19 protein-coding genes are annotated in these 23,940 nt (G+C 55.8%); 12 read left to right on the top strand and 7 right to left on the bottom strand.

The features are described from left to right. Position 1 precedes the first annotated feature (1 nt). Positions 2-826 (top strand): peptidoglycan DD-metalloendopeptidase family protein, encoded by an 825-nt coding sequence (locus VF694_RS01145; protein WP_003799634.1) that lies wholly within the window; start codon positions 2-4, stop codon positions 824-826. 295 nt (positions 827-1,121) lie between these two features. Continuing rightward, entirely contained in the window at positions 1,122-2,432 is a 1,311-nt protein-coding gene (rlmD, locus tag VF694_RS01140) for a 23S rRNA (uracil(1939)-C(5))-methyltransferase RlmD (protein ID WP_336579451.1), read from the top strand. Between the two features lie 318 nt (positions 2,433-2,750). Here rlmD and VF694_RS01135 read toward each other — a convergent pair whose 3' ends face one another. Next, positions 2,751-3,428 (bottom strand): TetR/AcrR family transcriptional regulator, encoded by a 678-nt coding sequence (locus tag VF694_RS01135; RefSeq protein WP_059317573.1) that lies wholly within the window; start codon positions 3,426-3,428, stop codon positions 2,751-2,753. A gap of 228 nt (positions 3,429-3,656) precedes the next feature. On the opposite strand from VF694_RS01135, the gene VF694_RS01130 reads away from it, so the two are divergent. Both VF694_RS01130 and VF694_RS01125 read left to right on the top strand, forming a co-directional pair. After that, positions 3,657-5,069: an NAD(P)/FAD-dependent oxidoreductase gene (locus tag VF694_RS01130; RefSeq protein WP_301605793.1), complete on the top strand. Its 1,413-nt coding sequence runs from the start codon at positions 3,657-3,659 to the stop codon at positions 5,067-5,069. Positions 5,070-5,223: 154 nt separating this feature from the next. Next, the gene (locus VF694_RS01125; RefSeq protein WP_440163541.1) at positions 5,224-7,674 is read left to right on the top strand and encodes a penicillin G acylase; all 2,451 of its coding nucleotides are present in this window, start codon (positions 5,224-5,226) and stop codon (positions 7,672-7,674) included. Positions 7,675-8,004: 330 nt separating this feature from the next. Here VF694_RS01125 and VF694_RS01120 read toward each other — a convergent pair whose 3' ends face one another. Next, on the bottom strand, positions 8,005-8,556 hold the full coding sequence (locus tag VF694_RS01120; RefSeq protein ID WP_440163540.1) for a hypothetical protein: 552 nt from the start codon (positions 8,554-8,556) through the stop codon (positions 8,005-8,007). Between the two features lie 404 nt (positions 8,557-8,960). Between VF694_RS01120 and VF694_RS01115 the strand changes: the two genes are divergently transcribed. Together VF694_RS01115 and VF694_RS01110 are read left to right on the top strand one after the other, a co-directional pair. Further along, positions 8,961-9,950 (top strand): DUF3883 domain-containing protein, encoded by a 990-nt coding sequence (locus VF694_RS01115; RefSeq protein WP_440163539.1) that lies wholly within the window; start codon positions 8,961-8,963, stop codon positions 9,948-9,950. Between the two features lie 641 nt (positions 9,951-10,591). Then, positions 10,592-12,043 (top strand): ATP-dependent nuclease, encoded by a 1,452-nt coding sequence (locus VF694_RS01110; protein ID WP_440163537.1) that lies wholly within the window; start codon positions 10,592-10,594, stop codon positions 12,041-12,043. 219 nt (positions 12,044-12,262) lie between these two features. Here the strand turns inward: VF694_RS01110 and argH are convergent, their stop codons facing one another. Further along, complete coding sequence (gene argH / locus VF694_RS01105; protein ID WP_131070621.1) at positions 12,263-13,684, bottom strand: argininosuccinate lyase; 1,422 nt, start codon at positions 13,682-13,684, stop codon at positions 12,263-12,265. A 144-nt stretch (positions 13,685-13,828) separates the two neighbouring features. Between argH and VF694_RS01100 the strand changes: the two genes are divergently transcribed. Genes VF694_RS01100 through VF694_RS01090 form a run of 3 tightly spaced genes read left to right on the top strand, consistent with a single transcriptional unit; the run spans position 13,829 to position 16,394 of the window. Further along, the gene (locus VF694_RS01100; protein WP_003799649.1) at positions 13,829-15,142 is read left to right on the top strand and encodes a mechanosensitive ion channel family protein; all 1,314 of its coding nucleotides are present in this window, start codon (positions 13,829-13,831) and stop codon (positions 15,140-15,142) included. Positions 15,143-15,155: 13 nt separating this feature from the next. Beyond that, positions 15,156-15,494: a P-II family nitrogen regulator gene (locus tag VF694_RS01095; protein WP_003799650.1), complete on the top strand. Its 339-nt coding sequence runs from the start codon at positions 15,156-15,158 to the stop codon at positions 15,492-15,494. Between the two features lie 57 nt (positions 15,495-15,551). After that, a complete protein-coding gene (locus tag VF694_RS01090) occupies positions 15,552-16,394 on the top strand; it encodes an aldo/keto reductase (RefSeq protein WP_003799651.1) in 843 nt (280 codons plus the stop codon). 89 nt (positions 16,395-16,483) lie between these two features. On the opposite strand, the gene VF694_RS01085 is transcribed toward VF694_RS01090, so the two are convergent. Both VF694_RS01085 and VF694_RS01080 read right to left on the bottom strand, forming a co-directional pair. Continuing rightward, complete coding sequence (locus tag VF694_RS01085; protein WP_440163535.1) at positions 16,484-17,692, bottom strand: MFS transporter; 1,209 nt, start codon at positions 17,690-17,692, stop codon at positions 16,484-16,486. Between the two features lie 50 nt (positions 17,693-17,742). Beyond that, positions 17,743-18,318, bottom strand: a complete 576-nt coding sequence (locus VF694_RS01080) for a chorismate--pyruvate lyase family protein (RefSeq protein ID WP_003799653.1) — start codon at positions 18,316-18,318, stop codon at positions 17,743-17,745. A 36-nt stretch (positions 18,319-18,354) separates the two neighbouring features. Here VF694_RS01080 and VF694_RS01075 point away from each other — a divergent pair, with 36 nt between their 5' ends. Continuing rightward, positions 18,355-19,089: a pseudouridine synthase gene (locus tag VF694_RS01075; RefSeq protein WP_003799654.1), complete on the top strand. Its 735-nt coding sequence runs from the start codon at positions 18,355-18,357 to the stop codon at positions 19,087-19,089. Between the two features lie 16 nt (positions 19,090-19,105). On the opposite strand, the gene VF694_RS01070 is transcribed toward VF694_RS01075, so the two are convergent. Then, complete coding sequence (locus VF694_RS01070; RefSeq protein WP_059317578.1) at positions 19,106-19,960, bottom strand: 23S rRNA (adenine(2030)-N(6))-methyltransferase RlmJ; 855 nt, start codon at positions 19,958-19,960, stop codon at positions 19,106-19,108. Between the two features lie 25 nt (positions 19,961-19,985). Further along, positions 19,986-20,732, bottom strand: coding sequence for a glycerophosphodiester phosphodiesterase (gene ugpQ, locus VF694_RS01065; RefSeq protein WP_240208839.1), 747 nt, complete (start codon positions 20,730-20,732; stop codon positions 19,986-19,988). 286 nt (positions 20,733-21,018) lie between these two features. On the opposite strand from ugpQ, the gene VF694_RS01060 reads away from it, so the two are divergent. Together VF694_RS01060 and VF694_RS01055 are read left to right on the top strand one after the other, a co-directional pair. Then, positions 21,019-22,977 (top strand): SurA N-terminal domain-containing protein, encoded by a 1,959-nt coding sequence (locus tag VF694_RS01060; RefSeq protein ID WP_440163534.1) that lies wholly within the window; start codon positions 21,019-21,021, stop codon positions 22,975-22,977. Positions 22,978-23,046: 69 nt separating this feature from the next. After that, positions 23,047-23,919, top strand: a complete 873-nt coding sequence (locus VF694_RS01055) for a peptidoglycan DD-metalloendopeptidase family protein (RefSeq protein WP_003799659.1) — start codon at positions 23,047-23,049, stop codon at positions 23,917-23,919. Positions 23,920-23,940 lie beyond the last annotated feature (21 nt).

The following is a 23,940-nucleotide window of genomic DNA, read 5'->3' as shown; positions in this document are numbered from 1 at the left end:
TATGCAGCATGCAGTCAGGTTACCGTTAACCGCTGCTTCCACCGGTACACAGTGGTTCTTGACGCCCCGTCAGTGCCTGGTGGCGGCTGTGGTCACCAGTACCCTGCTGGCTGGTTGTGCAAGCCGTACCGAGCGCGCCCCAGTCACTGACCTGAGTTCTTCTTCAGCAGCGGGCAGTGTCAGCACGGCTTCGGGTACGTACGTCGTACGCCCCGGCGATACGCTCTACAAGATTGCACAAGCGCACGGCATGGACGTGAACTCGCTGATACAGTTGAACCAGATTACCGATCCATCCATGCTGCGTGTGGGCCAAACCCTGCGTCTGGATGGAAGTACGTCGATGGCGGCGACCACTACACGTCCTGCCAGCAGCGGCAGCACCCAGACCTCGCCGGTCAGTCCTGCCACCCCTGTCAAGACGGAAACGCCGGTGTCGGCCCCTCGCGCCAGTGATGCGGCGCTCATTGCCTGGGGCTGGCCAGCCAGTGGCAAGATTATCCAGGGTTTCAATGCCTCCACCAAAGGGATTGATATTGAAGGCAAGGTGGGGGACCCGGTTGTAGCGGCGGCTGACGGCAAGATCATGTATGCCGGTAACGGCGTGCGTGGCCTGGGTTCCATGGTCCTGGTCGGCCACAGCAATGGCTTTATTACCGCCTACGCTCATAACAGCGTCCTGCATGTAAAAACAGGTCAGCAAGTGAAGAAGGGTCAGCGTATTGCCGATCTGGGCCAGTCGGACACGACCTCGCCTCGTCTGCACTTTGAGATTCGACGCTCCGGTACGCCGGTTAACCCGATGTCTTATCTGCCTGCGCGATAAACTCGGTAGTGTGTCTGAAAAAAGCGGCTTCTGGCCGCTTTTTTTGTCTGACGTGTTTGGAGTGGAGCGCCGGGCCTGAATGATCCCAAGACGGATCTTGAGGGGGAAGCCAACAGCCTTCTGTGGTATCTATGTGCCGCATAGGTAGTGACCTCGCGGAACCGCCATGGTCGGATTGTGCTTGTTTTTACCCGTTGAGCCGGATGCTCATTGTAAAATCATCGATTCGCCATCGCTAGCGGCGGTGCAACTGCGCCTATCTGCCTGGCAGGACGCTTATTTGGGTTTTTATCGAATGTCTGACGTATTGTTAATTGAGTCGCTGGATCTGGAAGGCCGCGGCGTCGCCCACAAAGAGGGCAAAGTGGTGTTTGTGGAAGGCGCGCTGCCAGGCGAGAAAGTGTTGGCCGAGACGGTGCGCTCCAAAGACTCGTATGACAAGGCCCGCATGACCGCTTTGCTGCAGGCTTCGTCCCAGCGTGCCGAGCCTCCCTGTCCCAATTTCGGGGTTTGTGGCGGTTGCGCCATGCAACATCTGGAGCCCTCGGCCCAGGTGGCGGTTAAGCAACGTGTGCTGGAGGATTCATTGGCGCACATCGGCAAGGTCAAGCCGGGCCGGGTGCTGGCGCCCTTGCATGGCCCCTACTGGGGCTACCGCTACCGTGCGCGCTTCTCCATGCGTTATGTGCCCAAAAAGGGAGGAGTGCTGGTAGGCTTTCGTGAGAAGAATGGCCGTTATGTTGTGGACATGACTGAATGCCGCGTGTTGCCTCCCAAGGTATCGGCTCTGCTCGAGCCCTTGCGCACTTGCCTGGCAGGCCTGTCGCGCCCGGACCGATTGCCACAGATTGAGCTGGCCATGGGCGACCGGGTCATTACCCTGACCCTGCGTCATATGGAGCCGCTGACCAGCGAGGATATCCAGCGTTTGCAGGATTTCGGGCAAGAGCACGACATTAGCTGGTGGTTGCAGCCCAAGGGCCCGGAAACGGCGCACCCCTTGTTGCGCGAAGATGCGGACAAGCTGGCCTATGCCTTACCCGAGTTTGATTTGCGCATGCCGTATCGTCCTACGGACTTTACGCAGGTGAACCACGACATTAACCGTAGCCTGATCTCGCGTGCCTTGACCCTGCTGGACGTCAAGCCCGAGCACCGTGTGGCCGACTTGTTCTGTGGTCTGGGTAACTTCAGCCTGCCCCTGGCACGTCGTGCTGCCGAAGTGGTCGGCATTGAGGGCAGCAGCACCTTGACCGAACGTGCTGGTGAAGCGGCCTTGGTTCACGGCTTGCAGGACAAGGCTACATTCACAACGCTGAACCTGTTTGAAGTGGATGTGCAATGGCTACGTGATCTGGGCCATTTTGATCGTATGTTGATTGACCCGCCGCGTGACGGTGCCTTCGCGGTGGCCACCGCTTTGGCGCAACTGGAAAAGCACGAACGTCCCGAGCGTCTGGTTTATGTGTCCTGTAGCCCTGGTACCTTGGCCCGTGACGCTGGTGTGCTGGTTCATCAAGGTGGCTACACATTGGAATCGGCGGGCGTGGTGAATATGTTCCCGCATACGGCGCACGTTGAGTCGATTGCTGTTTTTACGCGTTAACACGCCCTGGACAGACTTGTTATAGAGCGCCTCGCAAAGTGGACAGAGTTCCAGTTTGCGGGGCGTTTTTTTTCCTCACGCCAGCCCTGCCCACTCAATCGCCTACGCTGCTGCTTTCAAGCCCAAAAACGTGGGCTGAACGGCGTTTAAAGGCGGATCGAAGGTTGACTCAAGGCCGTATGCACTGTTTGGTCGGGCGCTCGGAGTGGACTTCCTGTTCTTGCCATGCCAGCGGGTAGCACGCTGTTCTGCATTCGGGCGCGTAGGGGCCACGCAGCTTGATCCGTGCTGTGATCCGGAGTGAGCCCGTTTCTGCTGTTACAGGTCTGGGGAAGGCGTGGCCGCTTTGCTGGCGTGGGCAGCCAAGCCATCGTGTATCAGTTCCATCATCATTTTGAATACCTGCTCGGAGTGCAAATGCACAAAGCGCGGCAGAACCCGGCGCAGCATGGGGATGTCTTCAGCAGGCCACTGTTGAAGTTCGTCCAGTTCTTGGCTTGTCACGGGACGGATCAAACCACTTAGCTCACCTTGAATCAAGCCGTAAAGGGCGGCATACCAGCCTACACACGCGGCGGGGATCTCGGCATCACTCAACCCTGCATCGCGCAAAGCGCCATACACCTGCTCAAGGACCAGGTAGTCGGCACTGCCGGTATTCAGAAAACGCTGCATTTGTTGAAAAGTCTGCGGATAATTCAACGCCAGAGTCCGATATTGTCGGGCCAGATCATAGAGTCGTTCGTCCCAGGGCAGGTGACGGTCTACGGGTTGAATGCGACCACTTAAGTAATCCGCCATTGCACGCAGCAGCCCTTCTTTGGACTTGAAGTGATAGAGCACGGCCATGGGGTCGCAGCCTACCCGTTCCCCCAATTTCCGCAGTGAAAAGCCATGATCCCCAGCTTCTTCGATCAAGTTGACGGCCGCCAGCACCAGCTCGTTCTTATTGAGTTTGCGTGTTCGGGTCGCGGTGAGAGGGGATGCGTGCGCCAATAGTGTTCCTTTAGTGCGAGAAAAGAGTAACGGGTCAATTTGCCAAGTTTAACTCTACAGAGTAGAATAAATTCAATTCTACAGCGTAGAAGAAGATCGTTCCATTCCGTTTTTGCAACGGGATGTTGATAACGAGACAGAACGGAACGCCGCGTTGACGGGGCGTCACCGGAGCATTCCGCTCTGTGATCCAGGCGGCCAAAGGGCCGTAACAGACACAGGACATTTATGCTTATTTCCAAACCCACGCTTTTAAACGATGTTTCTCATGCACAGAGCTTGTTGACCAGTAATCCTCGATTGTGGAACTGGCGGCAAGGCCATCTGAACGACGCGGTCGCGCCTGCTACCTACTACGAGGCGTCTCTTGCACCCTGGACCCGCTTTGAACCCCTGCAAGCTGACACGCACTGCGATGTGCTGGTGGTCGGTGGCGGCCTGCTGGGGGCCTCGACCGCCTTGCACCTGGCCCGCTCCGGTCTGGATGTGGTGCTGGTGGAAAAAGACAGTATTGGCTCGGCGGCCTCAGGCCGCAACGGCGGGCAACTGACACCGGGTCTGGCTCGATGGGAAGCGGCGGACATGATCGCGCATCTGCCCTTGGATGAAGCTCGTCGCTTGTGGCGCTTTGCCTCGCACGAAGCCATGGATCTACTGGATCAGATCGCTCAGGATTACGAACTGGATTTTGATCGTCGCCGCGGCCATTTGACGGCTGCCGTTCATGCCGGCCATATGGGTGCTCTGGTAGAGGGGGCGGATGCCCGCCGCTATCTGGGTGATACCAGTGTGGAAATTGTGGGTAGTTACGAGCTGGAGCAGGAAATCCGCTCGCCGCTGTATCACGGTGCCGTGGTGGATACCTTGGGTGGTCAACTGCACCCCTTGGCGCTGCTGCGCGGACTGGTGTATGGCCTGGTTCAGCATGGCGGTCGAGTTTACGAAGGCAGCCCGGTCCAGGAGATCGAGCAGACGGAAAAGGGCGCCATGGCCATCACCCCCGGTGGCACGATTCTGGCGCGTCAGGCCTTGGTGCTGGCCGTGCATGACACGACTTCGCAGTTCTTGCCCACGCAGTCCAATACCACTGTTCCGTTCTATACCTATGTAGGTGTGACTGAACCCCTGGAGTGTCCAGTCAGCGAGCTGCTGCCAACCGACCGTGCGGTGTATGACACACAATTCCAGATCGACTACTACCGAGCCGTGCGTCAAAACCGTTTGCTGTTTGGCGGGCAGGGCACCGGTACCAGTTGGTCTCCTGACCGTATCAATGACTACTTGCTGGATCGTATCCAGACGGTTTTCCCGCAGCTGGAGCAGGTGCAGTTGGACTTTTCCTGGAGCGGGATCAGTGACTTTACTCTGAACGGTGCCACGGACTCGCGCAAGACCGAGGATGCGGTTCCCGTGTACATGGTGCATGGCTGGAGTGGTCACGGCGTGGCGCAAACCGTGCGTATTGGTAAAGCCATTAGTGACGACGTCATGGGTCGCAACGAGGACTTTGCCATGCTGACGGATATTACCCACCGCAGCATCCCTTTGGGCCATCACTTATCGGGTCTGGCCATCCCCGTGGTCAAGGCCGCGATAGGCATGATGAGCGCGGTTAATCCCGGTCGCCTGGTGTCTTTCTAAGTACGCTTTCAAGTCCCTGCTCAGCGGCGTTGACTAGGGCAAGCCCTTACTTGTTTTCGATCCTGATTGCTTTACATTGTGATTTCCTATTTGTATTGGCTTCAATATTTTAGGTTCATAATAATTTTCAGTATCATAAAAACAAGGGACAGATATGCAGAAAGGGCTTGTTCGTACCGGGCTTGTGGCCGCTGGTTTGATCTTGGGTTGGGCGGGGGCACCGACCCACGCGCAAGTGCAGTCGGTAGAGGTGATGCGGGACAGTTATGGCGTGCCGCACGTCTTTGCCGACAGCCACTATGGCTTGTATTACGGCTATGGTTATGCGGTCGCCCAAGACCGTCTGTTCCAGATGGATATGGCGCGTCGCTCCTTTGTCGGCACAACCGCCGCCGTCTTAGGCCCTGGTGAGCAAGATGCCTACGTCAAGTACGACATGCAGGTGCGGCAGAACTTCACCCCGGCTTCCATACAGCGGCAGATCGCGGCCTTGTCCAAGGATGAGCGCGATATTTTTCGTGGCTATGCCGATGGCTATAACGCCTATCTGGAGCAGGTGCGGCGTCGCCCTGAGTTGCTGCCCAAAGAATATGTGGATTTTGATTTCCAGCCCGAGCCGCTGACCGACTTTGATGTGGTCATGATCTGGGTGGGCTCCATGGCCAATCGCTTCTCCGACACGAATCTGGAAGTGACGGCACTGGCCATGCGTCAGTCTCTGGAGAAACAGCACGGCCCGGAACGAGGCCGTGCCTTGTTTGATGAGCTGCTGTGGATCAATGACACAACAGCTCCCACTACGGTTCCGGCCCCCGCTGCCGAGCACAAGCCGCAGGCACAAGCAGGGACGCAGGATCTGGCTCATGTTTCCTCGCCAGTACTGGCTACCGAGCTAGAGCGCCAGGACAAGCACTGGGGCGGCCGTGGCCCGGACTTCGCGCCCAAGGCCAGCAACCTGTGGAGCACTCGCCCCGAGCGAGTGCAGGAGGGCTCGACCGTACTGATCAACGGCCCACAGTTTGGCTGGTACAACCCGGCCTACACCTATGGCATTGGCTTGCATGGCGCCGGCTTCGATGTGGTGGGTAATACGCCTTTTGCCTATCCGATCGTACTGTTTGGCACCAATAGCGAGATTGCCTGGGGGGCGACTGCTGGCCCGCAAGATGTGGTGGACATATATCAGGAAAAATTGAACCCCTCGCGTGCCGATCAGTACTGGTTCAACAATGCCTGGCGCACGATGGAGCAGCGCAAGGAACGTATCCAGGTACGCGGTCAGGCTGATCGGGAAATGACGATCTGGCGCACCGTGCACGGCCCTGTGATGCAGTTTGATTACGATCAGGGCGCGGCGTACAGCAAGAAACGCAGCTGGGATGGCTATGAGGTGCAGTCCTTGCTAGCCTGGTTGAACGTGGCCAAGGCCCGCAACTGGACGGAGTTTCTGGATCAAGCCAGCAAGATGGCGATTTCGATCAACTGGTACTACGCCGACAAGCACGGCAATATTGGTTATGTCTCGCCGGCCTTCCTGCCCCAGCGTCCTGCCGATCAGGACATCCGTGTCCCTGCCAAGGGGGATGGCAGCATGGAGTGGCTGGGCATCAAGAGTTTCGACGCGATTCCCAAAGCCTACAATCCACCCCAGGGCTATCTGGTCAACTGGAACAACAAGCCTGCGCCGGACAAAACCAATACGGATACTTACTATTGGACCTATGGCGACCGCATGAATGAACTGGTCAGTCAGTACCAGCAGAAAGACCTCTTCAGTGTGCAGGAGATCTGGGAGTTCAATCAAAAAGCCTCCTATAGCGATGTGAACTGGCGCTACTTCCGCCCACATCTGGAAAAGCTGGCGCAACAGCTGCCGGCCGACGATAGCAGCAAGGCGGCGCTGACGATGTTGCTCGCCTGGGATGGAATGGAACAGGATCAGGGAGGGCAAAATGCCGGACCGGCGCGGGTGCTCTTCAAGACCTGGCTGGAAGAAATGTACAAGCAGGTCTTGATGCCGGTGGTGCCTGAATCGCATCGCGCCATGTATAGCCAGACTGGTTTTGCCACGCAGCAAGGTCCCAACCCCGGTTCCATCAACTTGAGCATGGGCACCAAGGTCTTGTTGCGTGCCTTGGCGCTGGAAGCCCATCCCGATCCCAAGCGTGTGAATGTCTTTGGTGAGCGCTCTTCTGAAGAAATCATGCTGGAGGCTTTGCGACATGCGCAGGCTCTCTTGAGCCAGGAGCAGGGCGCTCAGATGGCGCGCTGGACCATGCCGACCTCCGTGCATCGTTTCAGCGACAAGAACTTCACGGGAACCCCGCAGACGATGCCGGGCAATACCTTTGCCTTTACCGGCTATCAGAATCGAGGCACGGAAAATAACCGCGTGGTGTTTGATGCCAGGGGCGTGGAGTTCTGCGACGCCATGCCGCCCGGCCAAAGCGGTTTCACCGACCGCAATGGAGTGCGCAGCCCGCATTATGAGGATCAGCTGAAGTTGTACGAGAACTTCGAGTGCAAGACGATGGATGTGACGCATGCGGACATTCGTCGTAATGCGCAAAGCAGCACGATGCTGTTGATTCAGCCTCAGCCTTAACAATGAAGTGCGGCACTTGCTCTTTGGGGCGGTGCCGTTTTTTCGAATGCTGTTGGAGGGGTTTAGTAGGCTAGAAGATGTAGTTAGTAAAGGTGGCTTGCCGATATCAGCAGCGAAGCTGAGTACTAAGTCTAAGATGCAAAGCCGGGCAGGATTGGAAGTAGGTCGAAGCGGTATAAACTTATTGACTCAGATAGATCTGACAGACGCTGCCAAATCTATCAGGCAGGAAACGATCTAGCAAGCACACACTAACGAAAAAGCTAAGCCAACCGCCGAAGGCGGGTCGGCTTGAGAGTCGTGTTTGACCTCATTTGGGACTAAGCGGCCTTAGAAAATAATTTGCTTAGGCGGCTGCGAAACTACGCCATGCGCATATGACTCCAAATGCGCATGGCGAGCCTTTCTATCTACAATCAAAAAGAGTCCCTTTACGTAACCGCACACATGCTCGGGATGTGCAATGCCGTCATTCGACCAGACTCCGTCATAACTAGCCTTAGTTAGTGCCATCAGACGATTCCTGTCGTCTTGCATTTCCGCTGGCGACTTGTTGGGTTTTGCCATTTCGATCGCGATTAAATTGTCCTTAGTTACAGTTTCCCCACGACTGTGAATGATCAAATCACAAGTGATTGAAATTACTTCCATGTTGCCGTTAAGAATTGTCTTAACCTGCCCCTCTTGCTTGCGGCTGTATTCCGGATCGGCGTAGTAACCGACGAGGCCAGCAACTTTCATTTGGCTTTCGAAATGCAGTGCCAGCCGTGCGCACAGATTCCGCTCAGAAACGTCGGCAAGTATCGAGTTGATTTCATTCTTAAAAAAATTATCTAGTGCCGGCTCAATAATTTTGTTCAGGAATTTAGCGTTTAATTTCATAGGTGTTTCACAAACATGATGAGCCTGAGTCCTAACTAGATTTAGACAACAGGAAAGTAGGTCCGTCGTTCTTGTAAAAAAGAATCTATCCTCCATCCAGGGAGTGAGCAATAACAAGAAAATTTTTAGGAAAATCTAAAAATTTCTAGATTGGATCTTGTTGCAAGTAGTCCAAAGATCAATGATGAAATGACGGCTTCTGGCTGGAAGCAGCCTATCATAATTGCTGCTGTCGACCCAAAGCAGATAGCCCGTCCCCTTGACGACCAACGGCGGCTGTTACGACAAATCGGTCGGTGGCCTGCACAGTAAGAAGCGCCTAGTGGTATATCACGCCGCCTCCGAGGGCCTGAGTTAGAATCCGGTGCTAGCAAAGCTGTAATCGCTTATGAATAGGAGAAATAATGGCGACAGCAATACTGTGCAAATTGGAGCAAAGGAAGATCAGCGTACAAGAGGCGATTCGACTGCGGGAAATCGCTCGCACGGAAAAACGGCCAGTACCGGCGTTCAAATGTACAGAATGCGATCGAAATGTTCGTCCACACCAAGGGGGCGGCCATACTCCAGCTCACTTTGAGCATTTGCATCGCAACAGAAATTGCTCTCTCAGCCACAAACCCAAGAGTAAAAAGGCAGCGAAGCATCCCGAGTTGATTGACACGCGCGAGCTAGCGCGCTTGACTGCCGGAGGGGACGACTATATCCGCACCAAGAATGGGAAGGTCAAAGGGCTTGCCCTTCGCCTTGATTTGAACGAACGTGCTCCTGAGGTCATTGTTATTGGTAAGGGCCCGCGCATCCAACAACGCGCGAAGCTGCTCATCGACACTCCGGAGGCCGTTCCAACCTATGTTAAGCGGGGCACCAATGCGTGGGTGTATCTTGGGAAATACAGAGCAACGGCTTACAGGACCGATAGGTCGACGATCGAGAGGTACCGTGGCAACCGCATAGCTGATGATATCGCGGGTATTTTGTTTCTCGTTTCCGACGAAGCTATTTCAGTAGCAGTGCGCGGCGGCGGTTTCGCCGACCCACAAACTAGGCGAGAAATTGAGCTGGCGGCAATCGACTACGTTACGCAACAGTTGGAACACCAAGGTTTTACAGTCCAGGACCGTCAGCGGGAGAACTGTGGTTACGATCTGCTCGCTCGACGTGGGCGGGAAGAGCTTCTCTATGAAGTAAAGGGTACGGATGCGATCGCACCGCGCTTCTTCATCTCTCGAAATGAACGTAAATGCTCAAATCTGAATCATAACTGGCGTCTCGCGGTTGTGATTTCTGCGCGTGAAAATCCCAGTCTAATCGTTCTGACATCAGCGGAAATGGAAGCTCAGTTCAACTTCGAATGCCTAGCGTGGGAGTGCACAACAATAGAGCCAGCCTGAACGCAGTCCGGTCGAGACGAACGCTGCTTTCCGGTGACATTTAAACCACTAAGCTACGAGCCGTCGAACGGCGCGGACGTCGCATAGTGGCCAGACGCCAACCCGCCCGACTAGGCTCCAGGCGACTGTAGAATGCTTACCTTTATCGCTGCTGCCGTGTTAATCGCATTGCTTTCCGATGCGCGTAGCAAGGCTCTCCGGTAGTCTGCCTGCTTGCGTAGAACGACCAGCCAGTCTATCGATATTCTTCTGAATCGGCCGCATGACAGAAACTGGCTGGGCGCCGCCCTCCGACGTGCGGTAGGCGACTTCCGACCTTAAACAGTCACTGAGAAAAAAATATTGAAAAGTGGTTTTAAATGGGCAGCGACATTGCGCAAAGAATGATTCTGATACATCTGCTATATTGCCCATAACTAAAAACGTTAGCTGGATAATATCCAACAACGGTTTGGCTCGCGACGTTGAAGGAGCAGCAGCTTTCATGGCTAATTTGAAGAATTTATTTCTGCACTAATTAGAAACCGTAGAGCTAAGGCTACAAAAGCCCATAGCTCTTTTTTATGGTCGTGTTAGTCGTCTCTATGTGTGGTCCGCTCTTAGTGCGGTCCAGATTCTTGTTAAGTAATTCGGGGATAAATATGGCTGACTCCACCAACAAACTGCAAAGCAAGTACACTACCAAAAATCGTTACTCGAACTTCGGCCATTGTCTTCGACAGATTCATATTGATGGGTTCCGAGGTATATCTGCGATGGATTTGACTCTCGACCATCCAGTTACAGCGATCTCCGGGCTGAATGGGGCAGGAAAAAGTACGCTTGGTCAACTTGCGATCTGCGCGTACCGAAAGCCGTCAACGGCACTTGACTATAGACGTCAATACATCAAAGACTTCTTTCCAATTTCCGTGGCCGACCCAAAGCCAGTTACTGACAAAGCAAAGGTTGTCTACATCTACGAGACGGATGACCACAAAAAGCCGCAAGAAGTAACGATCTCGCGTGCCAGCTCCGCTTGGTCAGGCTACAAACGACAACCGGAGCGCCACTGTTATTACATCGGATTTACTGTCTACATACCCAAGGTTGAACGCAGAGACCTCAGTGTGTATGGCGGCGCCACATTGACGTTTACAGAGAAGCGAGATCTTGACCAGGAAGTGATCGAGCATGTGGCCAGAATAATTGGGCACAAGTACGACACAGTTGGGTTTCAAGGGGTTTCACACAAAAATCGAGAGTCGGAGATAGGAGTTGCATCTCGACTCGGCTACTCATACTCAGAGAACAACATGGGATTCGGAGAGGGGCGCATTCTTTACACCGTAGATGCACTTGAGAAGTCCCCAGAGCAAAGCCTGTTCATTCTTGAAGAACCAGAGACCTCGCTGCACGAAAGTGCTCAGTACGAGTTCACCAAGTACCTTCTTGACGTATGTAACAGGCGTCACCACCAAGTGATACTTTCCACGCATTCCAGTGTCATACTTAACGCTCTCCCAAGTAAATCCAGAAAGCTGCTTATTCGCGACTCGAATGGCGTCGAGCTTCTCAACGAAATTTCATCAAACCAAGTTCGCTCAATCCTCTCTTCAGGACACGTCCGAGCGCTAGATATTTGCGTCGAAGATGTCTTCGCGAAAGTTCTTTTATCTGAAATCATTAGGGGAAAACGCAAAGAGTTACTGAAGACCGTTGCTATCCATGACATCGGATGTAAAGACGCAGTGCGCGAAGCCGTGCGCGTCCTAAAAAAGACAGGAAAGAATGCAATCGCTGTGCGAGATGCTGATGTCGGCCCTAACCCATCGGAGGGTTTGTTCTCATTTCCAGGCACTAAGCCACCTGAGGTTGAAGTCTTCAGTCATACCGCAGTTCGGGCGCTGATGAGGAATAAGTATGGGGTTGACGTAGATTGGATTCTTCTGCGTGATGAGGTCAAAGATCATCACGCAGTTGCAGCTTGCATAGCTAAAGAGGCCGAAGCCGAAGTGGAGGTTATTCGAACTCTCGCAATCGAGCGATATATAGAGGAAATTAGCAGCGAGTTCGACCCACTAATACAGGCTATTGAGCAAGCAATCGGCTAATTAGTTTGATGAATAGAAATGTCGTCGGCCCCCCCTTTTATTTCAAACATTAAGCGTTCACTTTTTCCAAGTGTGACCGACAGCTAGTGGCCGAAAGCAGAAGTTGCGGACTACCCCTAACTCAGCTGACAGTACATGTCAGATCCAATCTGAGTTAAGACAAAAAAACCGCTCCTGATATTCAGGAGCGGTTTTTCAGCATTCAGCTGTCGCTACTTATCAGCCTGGAATACGATCCAGAATGCGCTGTGCCTCGATGCGGACACGCTCGGGGGCGGTGCCACCGATGTGTTTGCGCGAAGCGACCGAGCCTTCCAGTGTCAGCACGCCAAAAATGTCCGACTCGATACGGCTGTCGAATTTCTGCAGCTGTTCCAGGTTCAGATCAGCCAGATCGCAGCCCAGTTGTTCGCACTCGCGTACGGCCAGGGCCACGGTTTCGTGGGCGTCACGGAACGGCAGGCCTTTCTTGACCAGGTAGTCGGCCAGATCGGTAGCGGTTGCAAAGCCTTGCAGGGCGGCGGCGCGCATCGCTTCTGGCTTGACCTTGATGCCGGAGATCAGGTCGACAAAAATGGTCAGGGTGTCGCGAATGGTATCAGCCGAATCGAACAGACCTTCCTTGTCTTCCTGGTTGTCCTTGTTGTAGGCCAGCGGTTGGCCTTTCATCAAGGTCAGCAAGGCGATCAGGTGACCATTGACGCGACCCGTCTTGCCACGGGCCAGCTCGGGAACGTCGGGGTTTTTCTTTTGCGGCATGATGGAGCTGCCGGTGCAAAAGCGGTCGGCCAGATCGATAAATCCCACGCGTGGGCTCATCCACAGCACCAGCTCCTCGGAGAAGCGGGAGATGTGCGTCATGATCAGGGCAGCAGCGGCGCAGAATTCGATGGCGAAGTCGCGGTCCGACACAGCATCCAGCGAGTTGCGGCACACATCGTCAAAGTTCAGCAGCTTGGCAACCATTTCGCGGTCGATGGGGTAGCTGGTACCGGCCAGGGCGGCAGCGCCCAAAGGCAGACGGTTCACGCGTTTGCGGCAGTCTTGCAGACGCTCGGCATCGCGCTGGAACATTTCGGCGTAAGCCAGCAAATGGTGGCCAAATGTGACGGGCTGGGCCACTTGCAGGTGGGTAAAGCCGGGCAAAATTGTATCTGCCTGGGCCAGGGCCAGCTCGGCCAGCTTGCGCTGCATCTGGGCCAGCAGGTCCAGGGCAATGTCGATTTCATTGCGCAGCCACAGGCGAATGTCGGTTGCCACCTGGTCATTGCGCGAACGGCCCGTGTGCAGGCGTTTGCCGGCATCGCCAATCAGCTCGACCAGGCGCTTTTCAATGTTCAGGTGCACGTCTTCCAGATCCAGCAACCACTGGAACTGGCCTTGGGCGATTTCGTCCAGAATCTGGCTCATGCCGCGCTCAATGTCGGCTTTGTCCTGCTCGGTGATCACACCGACAGCAGCCAGCATGCTGGCGTGGGCCAGGGAACCCTGAATATCAAAGCGGGCCATGCGCTTGTCAAAGTCCACCGACGCTGTGTAGCGTTTGACAAGATCAGAGACGGGCTCGGAAAAACGAGCCGACCAGGCCATGGCTTTATTGGCAAACTGGTCTTGGGAAGAGGGGGGGGTGTGTGTTGACATAGAGGGCAATTATAGTGGATCGGACGGACGAACGCAGGTCATCCAGTCCCGCAGGAAACAGACGCTGTGCAGTATATTAGAGAGTTTTCAGACTCTAGGAAACCAGGCAGACCTTTTTGGGGCTGGCTGGATAAGGAACACGACATGGAGCAAGAACGCACCTTTGCCGATTTGTTGGGCTGGCAATGGATCGAGGCGTATTTACCGCAGGATCGCTGGGTACAGATCCTGGCCGGCCTGGCCATGCTGACCGTGCTGGTCTGGATTGTCAGCTGGTTGACCACGTCGGTGCTTTCCCGTCTGGTACGGCGTTTGTTGAAAGTGGCAGGCAAGGATGATTGGGCGCGGGCTTTGGTTAAAAAGCGCTTCGTGCGCAATGTGGGGTATGCCGTGCCCTTGTTGGTGGTCAGCTCCAACCTGACGTTGCTGCCGTTGACCAAGACCTTGCTGGAGGTGGTCGAGCGCGTGGCTCTGCTGGGCTTTCTGGTCTTTTTCATCATGGCAATTGTCAGTTTGCTGGGGGCCTGGCAAGAGGTCTATGCCAACTCCAGCAAAGGGCGCACCAAATCCATCAAGGGATACGTGGAGGTTGCCAAGATCGCGGTCTGGGCGGTGGGCATCATCGTCATGATCTCCATTATTCTGGACCAATCCCCTGTGCTGCTGCTCTCCGGTCTGGGCGCGCTGTCGGCGGTATTGCTGCTGGTTTTCAAAGACACTTTGCTGTCGCTGGTGGCCAGTACGCAAATGAGCACCAATGACATGCTGCGCATTGGTGACTGGATCGAGATGAAACAGGCCGGTGCGGATGGCTTTGTGATTGATATCGCTTTGCATACCGTCAAGGTGCAGAACTGGGACAAGACGGTCACTACCATTCCGACCTACAAGCTGTTTTCCGAAAGTTATCGCAACTGGCGCCAGATGTTCGAGTCTGGTGGGCGACGGATCAAGCGCACCTTGAGTATTGATGCGTCCAGCGTGCGGTTCTTGACCCCTTCCGAAGTGGACAGCCTGTCGCGTTTTGCCTTGCTGCGCGATTATCTGAACGAGAAAAAAGAAGATCTGGAGCGCTCCAACCAGGAGCTCAGCCGTGCGGGCATGGATGCGGTCAACTATCGCCGCTTGACCAATCTGGGTACGTTTCGCGCCTACTGCATGGCCTATATCAAGCGCCATGCTGAAATCCATCAGGACATGATTCAGATGGTGCGCATGATGGAGCCGACTGCCGAGGGTATTCCTGTCGAGGTGTATTGCTTTACCAATAAAACGGCCTGGGTGGACCATGAGCGTATCCAGGGCGATATTTTTGATCACTTTCTGGCGGTGCTGCCTGAAATCGGTTTGCGTCTGTTCCAGTCGCCTACTGGCCGGGATCTGAGTCTGGGCCTGAGCCTGGCAGCAGAAAGTCACCGCTCCTTGCGGGACAGTGGCAAAGAATCTCTTTCAATTTGACGTGTGAGTAACCATGAAACAAATTACGGCCATTATCAAACCTTTCAAGCTGGATGAAGTACGTGAGGCTCTGGCAGAGCTGGATGTGAACGGCTTGACCGTGACCGAGGTCAAGGGCTTTGGCCGTCAGAAAGGCCACACCGAGCTGTATCGCGGGGCTGAATACGTGGTGGACTTTCTGCCCAAGATTCGTGTGGATATTGTGGTGGCGGCAGATCGCTGTGATGCCATCATCGAAGCCATTATCAAAGCGGCTCATACCGGCAAGATTGGCGATGGCAAAATTTTTGTGACGCCGGTCGAACAGGCTATCCGTATTCGTACCTCGGAAAGCGGCCGCGATGCGCTCTAACAGGCACTCGTGTCCCGGTATCTCGGGCTCTGAGCGCAGCACGATAAGGACGGACTGATGCGATACGCACCCTTGGGTTCCGCTTCGCGCGTCTCGCGCGTGGGACAAGGCAGCTGGTATGTCGAGCAGTCGGATCGGGCGCAGAGTATTGCGGCCTTTCGGGCGGGCCTGGATGCAGGAATGAACCATATCGACACGGCAGAAATGTATGGGGATGGTCAGGCAGAAAGCCTGATCGGGCAGGCCTTGCAAGGTCGTCGCCATGAGGCGTTTCTGGTGTCTAAGGTCTTGCCCTTCAATGCCAGTAGGCAGGGCGTGATCCGCGCTTGCGAGGCCAGCCTAAAGCGTCTGGGCACCGATTATCTGGATCTGTACTTATTGCATTGGCCGGGCCAGATTCCTTTGGAAGAAACCTGCGCAGCCTTTGACAAGCTGGTGCAGCAAGGCAAGATCAAGCAATGGGGCGTCAGCAATTTTGACGTGCCGGAACTGGAAGCGCTGTACGACATCGTGGGCCCGGGCGAGATCGCCTGCAATCAGGTTTTGTATCACCTGAATGAGCGTGCGATTGAACACGCGGTCATGCCCTGGTGTCAGGAGCATCAAGTTAGCGTGGTGGCGTACAGTCCCTTCGGTCATGATGATTTTCCGGAGCCGGATTCTGAAGGCGGGGCCTTGTTGGCCGAGATTGCCACCCAATATCAGGCCACCGCGCGTCAAGTAGCTTTGGCCTTTTTGCTGCGTGACCCCCATGTGTTTGTGATTCCCAAGGCATCACGTGCGGCTCATGCCCAGCAAAATGCGGCTGCTGGGGATCTGATATTGCAGCCCGAGCATATTCAGGCACTGGATGCCCAGTTTCCACGCGGGCCCAAGCCGCCTTATTTGCCGATGATTTGAACGCAAGAAGAACGGCCCCAAAGCCAGGGTTCCATCCAGGGCTTTGGGGCCGTTTTCCATGAGCCGTCGCTTTGCGGTTGTCGCTTTGCTTAACTGGCGAAGTAGGGCTGACGCTTGTTCTTGAAGTACAACCAGGCCAGAGCCAGCATCACCACGGCGGAAATCGGTAAAGTCCAGGTGTTGACGCCATACCAGCCATACACGGCCAGCACACGGCCCGAGGTGAAGGAGGACAAGGCCACACAGGTAAAGATGATGAAATCATTCAGGGCCTGCACCCGGCTACGCTCTTCAGGGCGGTAGCAATCCACCACCATATTGGTAGCGCCGATAAAGCCGAAGTTCCAGCCCAGCCCCAGCAAAATCAAACTGACCCAAAAGTGCGGTACGGTCATGCCCAGTAAAGCCACCATGCTGGCCAGACCCAGCAAAAGCACACCCACAAAGGTGACCGGGATCTTGCCAAAGCGCTTGATCAGATGGCCGGTGAAAAAACTGGGGCCGAACATGGCCAGAATATGCCATTGAATGCCCAGCGTGGATTCTTTAAGGCTGTGGCCATGCATGACCATAGCCAAGGGCGAGGCCGTCATCAGAAAGTTCATCAGCACATAAGAGGCGACCCCGGCGATCAGGGCAATGATGAAGTAGCTATTGGAGGCAATCTCGCGCGAGGGGCGGCCGGTATAGGGCACTTTCTGCCGCTGGTGGCGTGTACCGGGTGCCAGACGCAAGCTGAAGGCGAAAGGCAACACCAGAGCTGCCAAGGCGGCTTGTGCCAGGAAGGCAGCGGCAAAAGGATGGTCAGGCCAGATGTCTTGCGTATGGATAATGGTCTGGGTGGCGATAATGGCGCCGAGCAGCCCACCGGCCATCACCCAGGAGATTGCTTTGGGTCGGAAGATCTCGCTGGCCTCGTCGGCGGCGGCGAAACGATAACTTTGCACGTAGGAAGCATAGAATCCGGCCAGCAGTGTGCCCATGCAGAACATGGCAAAGGACAGGCCATAGATTCCTGCAGCGGCCAGCAGACCCGCTGCGACACCCAGCAAGGCGCCAATCAGGTAGCCGCCCTGGCGTCCCAGGCGGCGCATCAGATAGGCGGCCGGCAAAATACCGACTGCCAAGCCCAGATTGAAAATACCCACCGGCAAGGTTGCCAGATCGGGGCTGCTGGCCATTTTCTGGCCGACCAGACTGCTCAAGGCCACCACCAATGCCGGATTTGCTCCCCCCAGCGCTTGCATTCCAGACAGAATAAAGGCGTTGCGGCGGCTTTGATCGACTTGCGTGGGCATGGTTAGGCTCGTTATATAACTCAGTATTATTAACTAATGTCGAAATATGACTAAGCCAGTGTAGCACCGTGATCCCAGAAGGCGGGCATGAAGGACTCGGCCACCAAAAGGGGCTGACCGTGGCGCCAGAAAACCGAGCAGCGTGACAGAATCAGCGGCGCGTGGGGTACCGGCTCCTTATCCTGTTTGCAGGCACGCTCAACACTGCGGAAAAAGCTCATGCCGCGATGTAAACGGCAACTGAGAAAGGCCGAGCGTTGTATCTGGGCATCGTTATAAAGCATGTCGGCCAGCGGGCGGCTGCGCAGCCGTCGTATGCCTTGCCAGACACTGTGGGAGGCAGCCAAGGGCGTGAAACTGCGGGCGACCACGCAGCGGATTCCGTCCACGCTCATGGACACTTCCCGTACCCAGGCCAGCGTGCCCGGCGGCTTTCGGATCAAAGCGGCCTCTTGCGGGTTCAGGCGGCAGGCGTATTCGCGCACGACGTCCAGATGGACCAGGCCCAGCCGACGCAGGCCCGCGGTCAGGGCGCCCGGACGATGAAGCCAGTACTTTTGAGCAGGGCTTGCGCTGGGGTGGACCTGCGCATGCCAAGGTTTTTTTATGCTGGAGGGAAATTTCATGTCCTGTATTATCGCCAAAGCCATAAAATAGCGCTCATGGAAAAAGAACGTATCTCAAAATTGATGGCCCAGCGCGGCATGTGTTCACGCCGTGAGGCGGACGCTTTTATCGAGCGCGGCTGGGTCCGTGTGGACGGTCAAATCGTCTCTGAATTGGGGAGCAAAGCCTACCCCAATCAGAAAATCACACTGGAAAAGCAGGCGCGTCAGCGTCAGACTCAACGTGCCACCATCTTGCTGCACAAGCCCGTGGGTTATGTGTCGGGACAGGCCGAGGCCGGTTACCGCAATGCGGTGTCGCTGATCAGTGCCGCCAACCAATACAAGGGCGGCCGTGGCAGTCAACGCTTTGACCCGGCGCATTTGCGCGGTCTGGCGCCTGCAGGCCGTCTGGACATTGACTCCACCGGTTTGCTGATCCTGACACAGGACGGTCGTATTGCGCGCCAGATTATTGGCGAAGACTCGGTCATCGACAAGGAATATCTGGTGCGAGTGACCGGCAAGCTCAGCGAACGGGGGCTGGAGCTGCTGAACTTTGGTTTGAGCCTGGATGGCAAGCCTTTGCTGCCCGCCCAAGTGTCCTGGCAAAACGATGATCAGCTGCGTTTCATCTTGCGCGAAGGCAAGAAACGCCAGATTCGCCGCATGTGTGAACTGGTTGGCCTGAAAGTGGTGGGCCTGAAGCGCGTGCGTATTGGCGAACTGGTGCTGGGTGATCTGCCTATGGGCCAGTGGCGCTACATGAAAGAGTCCGAGCGTCTGGCCTAAAGGCAAACGGGGCGGTTTACAGCCCCGAATGACGAAGTTGAAAGCTGGCCTTGTCATCCTGGGCCAGCGTTTTTGTTAACCAAGGCATGCTTTGTTCCAGAGCGTTGAGCAGCGTCCAGGGAGGATTGCTGATGAACAGGCCACTGCCATGCAAACCCAAACCATTTTTGGCCGGAGCACGAACCGTCAGGCTCACATGCAGCCAAGGTGTCTCCAGTTGCTCCAGCTTGCGTTGCAAGGCCTGTACTTCGGGGCGTTGCACAATCGGATACCACACGACCATGCAGGCCTGGGCAAAACGCTTGAGGGCGTTTCTGACGCTGTTCAAGACTTGCTGATAGTCGGACTTGGCCTCGTACGAAGGGTCCATTACCACGATGGCGCGTCGTGATGGCGGCGGCAGTAGCCGTCCCAGCTGTTCAAAGCCATTTTCCTGATAGAGGCGCACCCGGCGGTTTCCTTGAGGAAACAGTCGCGCCACGTTCGTGCTCAAAACGTCAAATTCAGTCGGGTGCAACTCGAAGCCATGAAAGCTGTCTTGCGCACGCAGATGCATCAGGGCCAGCCAGGGAGAACCGGGATAATAGCGGGCGGTTCCGTCCGGATTCAGGTCGGCAATGGCGTCAATATAGTGCTCCACCAGCTCCGGGTACTCATCTTGCTGCAAGACGCGGTCCAGGCCGTCGTAGAACTCGCCTTTGGTTTGCGCCCAGTCGTGTTCCAGATCATAGATACCAGCACCGCAGTGGGTGTCGATGATGCTGAACGCGCTGTCTTTGTGAGCGTAATAATTGAAAATATGCAGCAAGGTGGCGTGTTTGAGTACATCCGCGTGGTTGCCGGCGTGAAAAGCGTGACGATAGCTGAACAAAAGAAATCCTGGTGTTGCGGTTGAGTTAAAGCGTGTCGGGGCGGATCGTGGTGACCTTATCGGTGAAGATGGCATTGCATCCCCAGTCCAGCAGTTCGCGCACTCGCTCGGCGTCGTTCACGGTCCAGACGGCGACGGTATAGCCTTTGCTACGGACCGCCTGCACCAGGGCCTGGCTGACAAAGCGGTCGTTCAGATTCAGCCCCATACAGCCCAGACGCTCCAGACGCTCCGGCCAATCAGCAGGAACTTCCTCTTCAATCAGTAGGGCTCGGGGCAAGGTAGGTGCGGCTTGCTGCGCCGCCTCCAGAGCGACTTCGGAAAAAGAGGACAGCAGCGGAGGCAGGCTGGCCTGAGCCCATAAAGCCTGGGCAGCCAGGGCGACCTGACGTCCGGTTTCCGCCTCGTGTCCCGTGGTGGGCTTGATTTCGATATTGCTGTGAACCTGATTGGCCAGGGTAAAGGCGGCAATCGAACCTAGAGTGGGTATGGGCTCTCCAGCATAGGCCGAGGAATGCCAGGCGCCAAAGTCCAGGGCGGACAGTTCGGCCAGTGTCAGTCGGGAGGCCAAGCCTTGTCCATTGGACGTGCGCTCCAGCGTGTCGTCGTGCAGCAGCACGGGAACCCCATCACGGCTCAGTTTGACGTCGTACTCCATCATGCGAAAACCGTTCTGTGTACCGACCCGAATGGCGGCCAGGGTATTTTCCGGCGCAATCTTGCCTGCACCACGGTGGGCGATCAAAGCGGGGTAGGGCCAGTGATGATTCATTGAAGGCATGGCGGACTCGCAAGCGGCGTGATAAAAAGCCAATGTACTATTTTAACCGGGGCTGTACACTGTACGGTTAAGGTTTTGGATTTACAATCCGATCCTAGGCCACATCAAGTACTCATAACGCCCTATTTTGAGCGCTGTTGGGCACTTCGTGAAGCCACAGTTTAAGCCAAACACACTTGATTCAAACACGGTATATTTTCAGGCCGAGCCGGGCTCTCTCTCCGGTCTGATGCGCCGCCCGCAGCACCTTGCTGCAAGCGAAAGTAGGTGATGATTAATGTTCGAGATTATCCGTAAGAACCAACGCGTCATGCAGCTGGTGTTGTTAGTGCTGATTCTGCCGTCTTTTGTACTGATTGGCGTCAGCGGCTACTCCAGCTATGTTTCTGGCGATAGCGATATTGTCAAAGTTGGCGATAGCGCTATTACCAGCCAGGAATTTGATCGTGCGCGCCGCATGCAGCTCGATGATATGCAGCGCAACAATCCTTCCGGTTTTGATCTGGCCCAGGCCGACAGCATAGAGAGCCGTCGTGCTTTGCTGGAGTCTTTGATCGATCAGCGAGTACAAATTGAAGTGGCTACTGCTGACCGCTTCAACGTGTCTGACATTGCGCTGCGCGATTACATTGCCTCCATGCCGGAGTTTCAGGAAAATGGCGTCTTTTCGCCGGCTCTGTATAGCCAGGTATTGGCCTCGGCCGGTATCAATACCCGCGATTTCGAACAAAGCCAGCGTGGCCAGTTGGCCCTGCAACGTGTTCTCGGCCCAGTGGCAGCCAGCGCCTCCATGCTGCCCAGCGTGATGAACAAGCTGGAGATCGCGCTGACGGAAGAGCGTGGCGTGCGTGTTCGCAGCTTCCTGACTCGTGACTTTGAATCCAAGGTGCAGATCAGTGATGCCGACTTGCAAGCCTGGTATGACGCGAACAAGCAATCGTTGGAACTGCCCGAGCAAGTCAAGGTGGAATATCTGCTGCTCAATGAAGCGGCGGCCTCCAAGGATTTGCCCACCCCGACCGATGAGCAGCTCAAGCAATACTACGAGCAAAACAAGGCGCGTTATGTGCAGGCCGGTCGGGTCAATATCAGTCATATTCTGGTGACCTTGCCGGCTGGCACCTCTGACAGCGAACGCGAAGCGGCCCAGACCAAGGCGCGCGAGCTGGCTGAAAAGGCACAGGCCGATAAAGAGAGTTTTGCCGATTTGGCCCGCGCCCATTCCCAGGACGAGGGTAGCGCCCGTGAAGGCGGGGAACTGGGGTGGGTCAGCAAAGGTTCCTGGCCCAGCGTGCTGGAGAACGCCGTGTTCGCCTTGAAAAAAGGCGATGTGTCGGGCGTGATCGAAGGGCCTAATGGTTTTCATATCTTCAAGAGCAATGAGGTTCAGCCAGAACAAGGTGAGTCCTTTGAGCAAGCCCGTAGCAAGGTGCAGGATGAAGTGCGCAAACAGCTGGCCTCGGAGCGCTTTGCCGATATGGCCAGCAAGCTGACCAATCTGGTATACGAAAATGAAGACAATCTGGAAGCGGCCGCCAATGCACTGGGGCTGACCCTGAAGCAGGCCCAAGGCGTCAGCCGTCAGGGTTTGATTCCGGCTTCCCAGGTTGACGGTGAACTGGCTGCGGCCGACAGTCCCGATGCGGCCGTGCTCGATGACAGTCGCGTGCGGCAGGCCTTGTTCAACGCTGAAGCCATGGCCTCGCGTAAGAATGCGGGTGTCGTGGAAGTCTCGCCAGACACGTTGATCGCGCTGCGCGTTGTGGATGTGAAGCAAGCGCATGTGCCGGCACTGGATAAGGTGCGCGGTATTGCCGAAGAAAACCTGCGTCGTGAAAAAGCTGCTGCATTGGCCGTTCAGGCCGGTGAGGACTACTTGAAGGAGCTGCAGGCGGGGGCAGAGCCTGAGAATTTCTCGGCCCAGTTTGCCGTGAGCCGTGCCGAGTTCCCGGAGATGGATGAGGCTTTGTTGAACAAGGTGCTTGCCAATCCGGTGGACAAGCTGCCCGCCTATGTAGGTGATCGTCAGCCCCAGGGCTACACGGTGGTGCAGATTTTGAGCCATCAGCCTGGCAAGGCGGGCAATCCTGGTCTGGACATGCTGACTGCACAACTGACACAAGCCATGGCTCGTACCGAGACGCAGGCTGTGTTGCAGGCCATGCGTGTTGAGGAAAAGGTTCAGCTTCTGCCCGAGGCGGAAAAAGAGTTGAGCGCTAGCGGCGATAACGAATAAGGCGACGCGCATCACACGACACAACTCTGGAGCCCGTGGGCTCCAGGGGCATTTTCAAAGAGTATGAGCATGACTCACACGGATATTTCGATGGTACGGCGGCGCCTTATAGGCGCCGCAACTGTTTGGGGCTTGACCGCTCCGTGGTGGGCCCACGCGGCGCCGCCTGCGGGCACATTCATCGAACGTACGCTTCACCACCCAGTGCCGGGCGGAGTGGCCGTGCTGGACTTGGGAACGGCCGCCACGATGCCGGTAGCGAACTTTAACGGCCAGCGTGTCCTGGTGATTCAGGATGCTGACCGGCATTGGAAAGCCATTGTGGGCCTGGACCTGAAAACACGGCCTGGTCAACACAGCCTCGTGGTGCAAGGCCAGCCTGCGGTGGGGTTCCAGGTGGGCAGCAAACGGTATCGTGAGCAGCGTATCACCCTTAAGAACAAGTCCCATGTGAATCCGGACCCGCAACAGCAGGCCCGTTTCGAGCGTGAGTACGAAGAGCAGATGCAGGCTTATGCCAGTTTCCGCGAAGAGGGACCCAGCAATGTGGTTTTTGAAAAACCAGTGCCGGGGCGTCTGACCAGTCCTTTCGGTCTACGCCGTTTCTTCAACGGTGAAGAGCGCAACCCCCATTCCGGCCTGGACTTCGCAGCGCCGACCGGCACGGCGGTCAAGGTGCCGGCAGACGGAATCGTGACCATCGTGGCGGATTACTTCTTCAACGGCAAAACTGTATTTGTTGATCATGGTCAGGGCCTGATCACCATGTTCTGCCACTTGTCGACCTTTGATGTACGAGTGGGCGACCGCGTCAGCAGGGGTGATGTGGTGGCACGTTCGGGTGCGACGGGCCGTGCAACTGGCCCTCACTTGCACTGGAATGTCAGTCTGAACAATGCTCGGGTAGATCCAGCGATCTTTATTGGTGCTTTTCAGGCCTAGACAGGCGCAACAAGGTTTTTC

This window comes from Alcaligenes sp. Lyrl_28 (assembly GCF_051948705.1).
GTDB lineage: Bacteria > Pseudomonadota > Gammaproteobacteria > Burkholderiales > Burkholderiaceae_B > Alcaligenes > Alcaligenes ammonioxydans.
The sequence above is the reverse complement of the archived record's forward strand: the minus strand, read 5'-3'. Positions and strand labels throughout refer to the sequence as shown.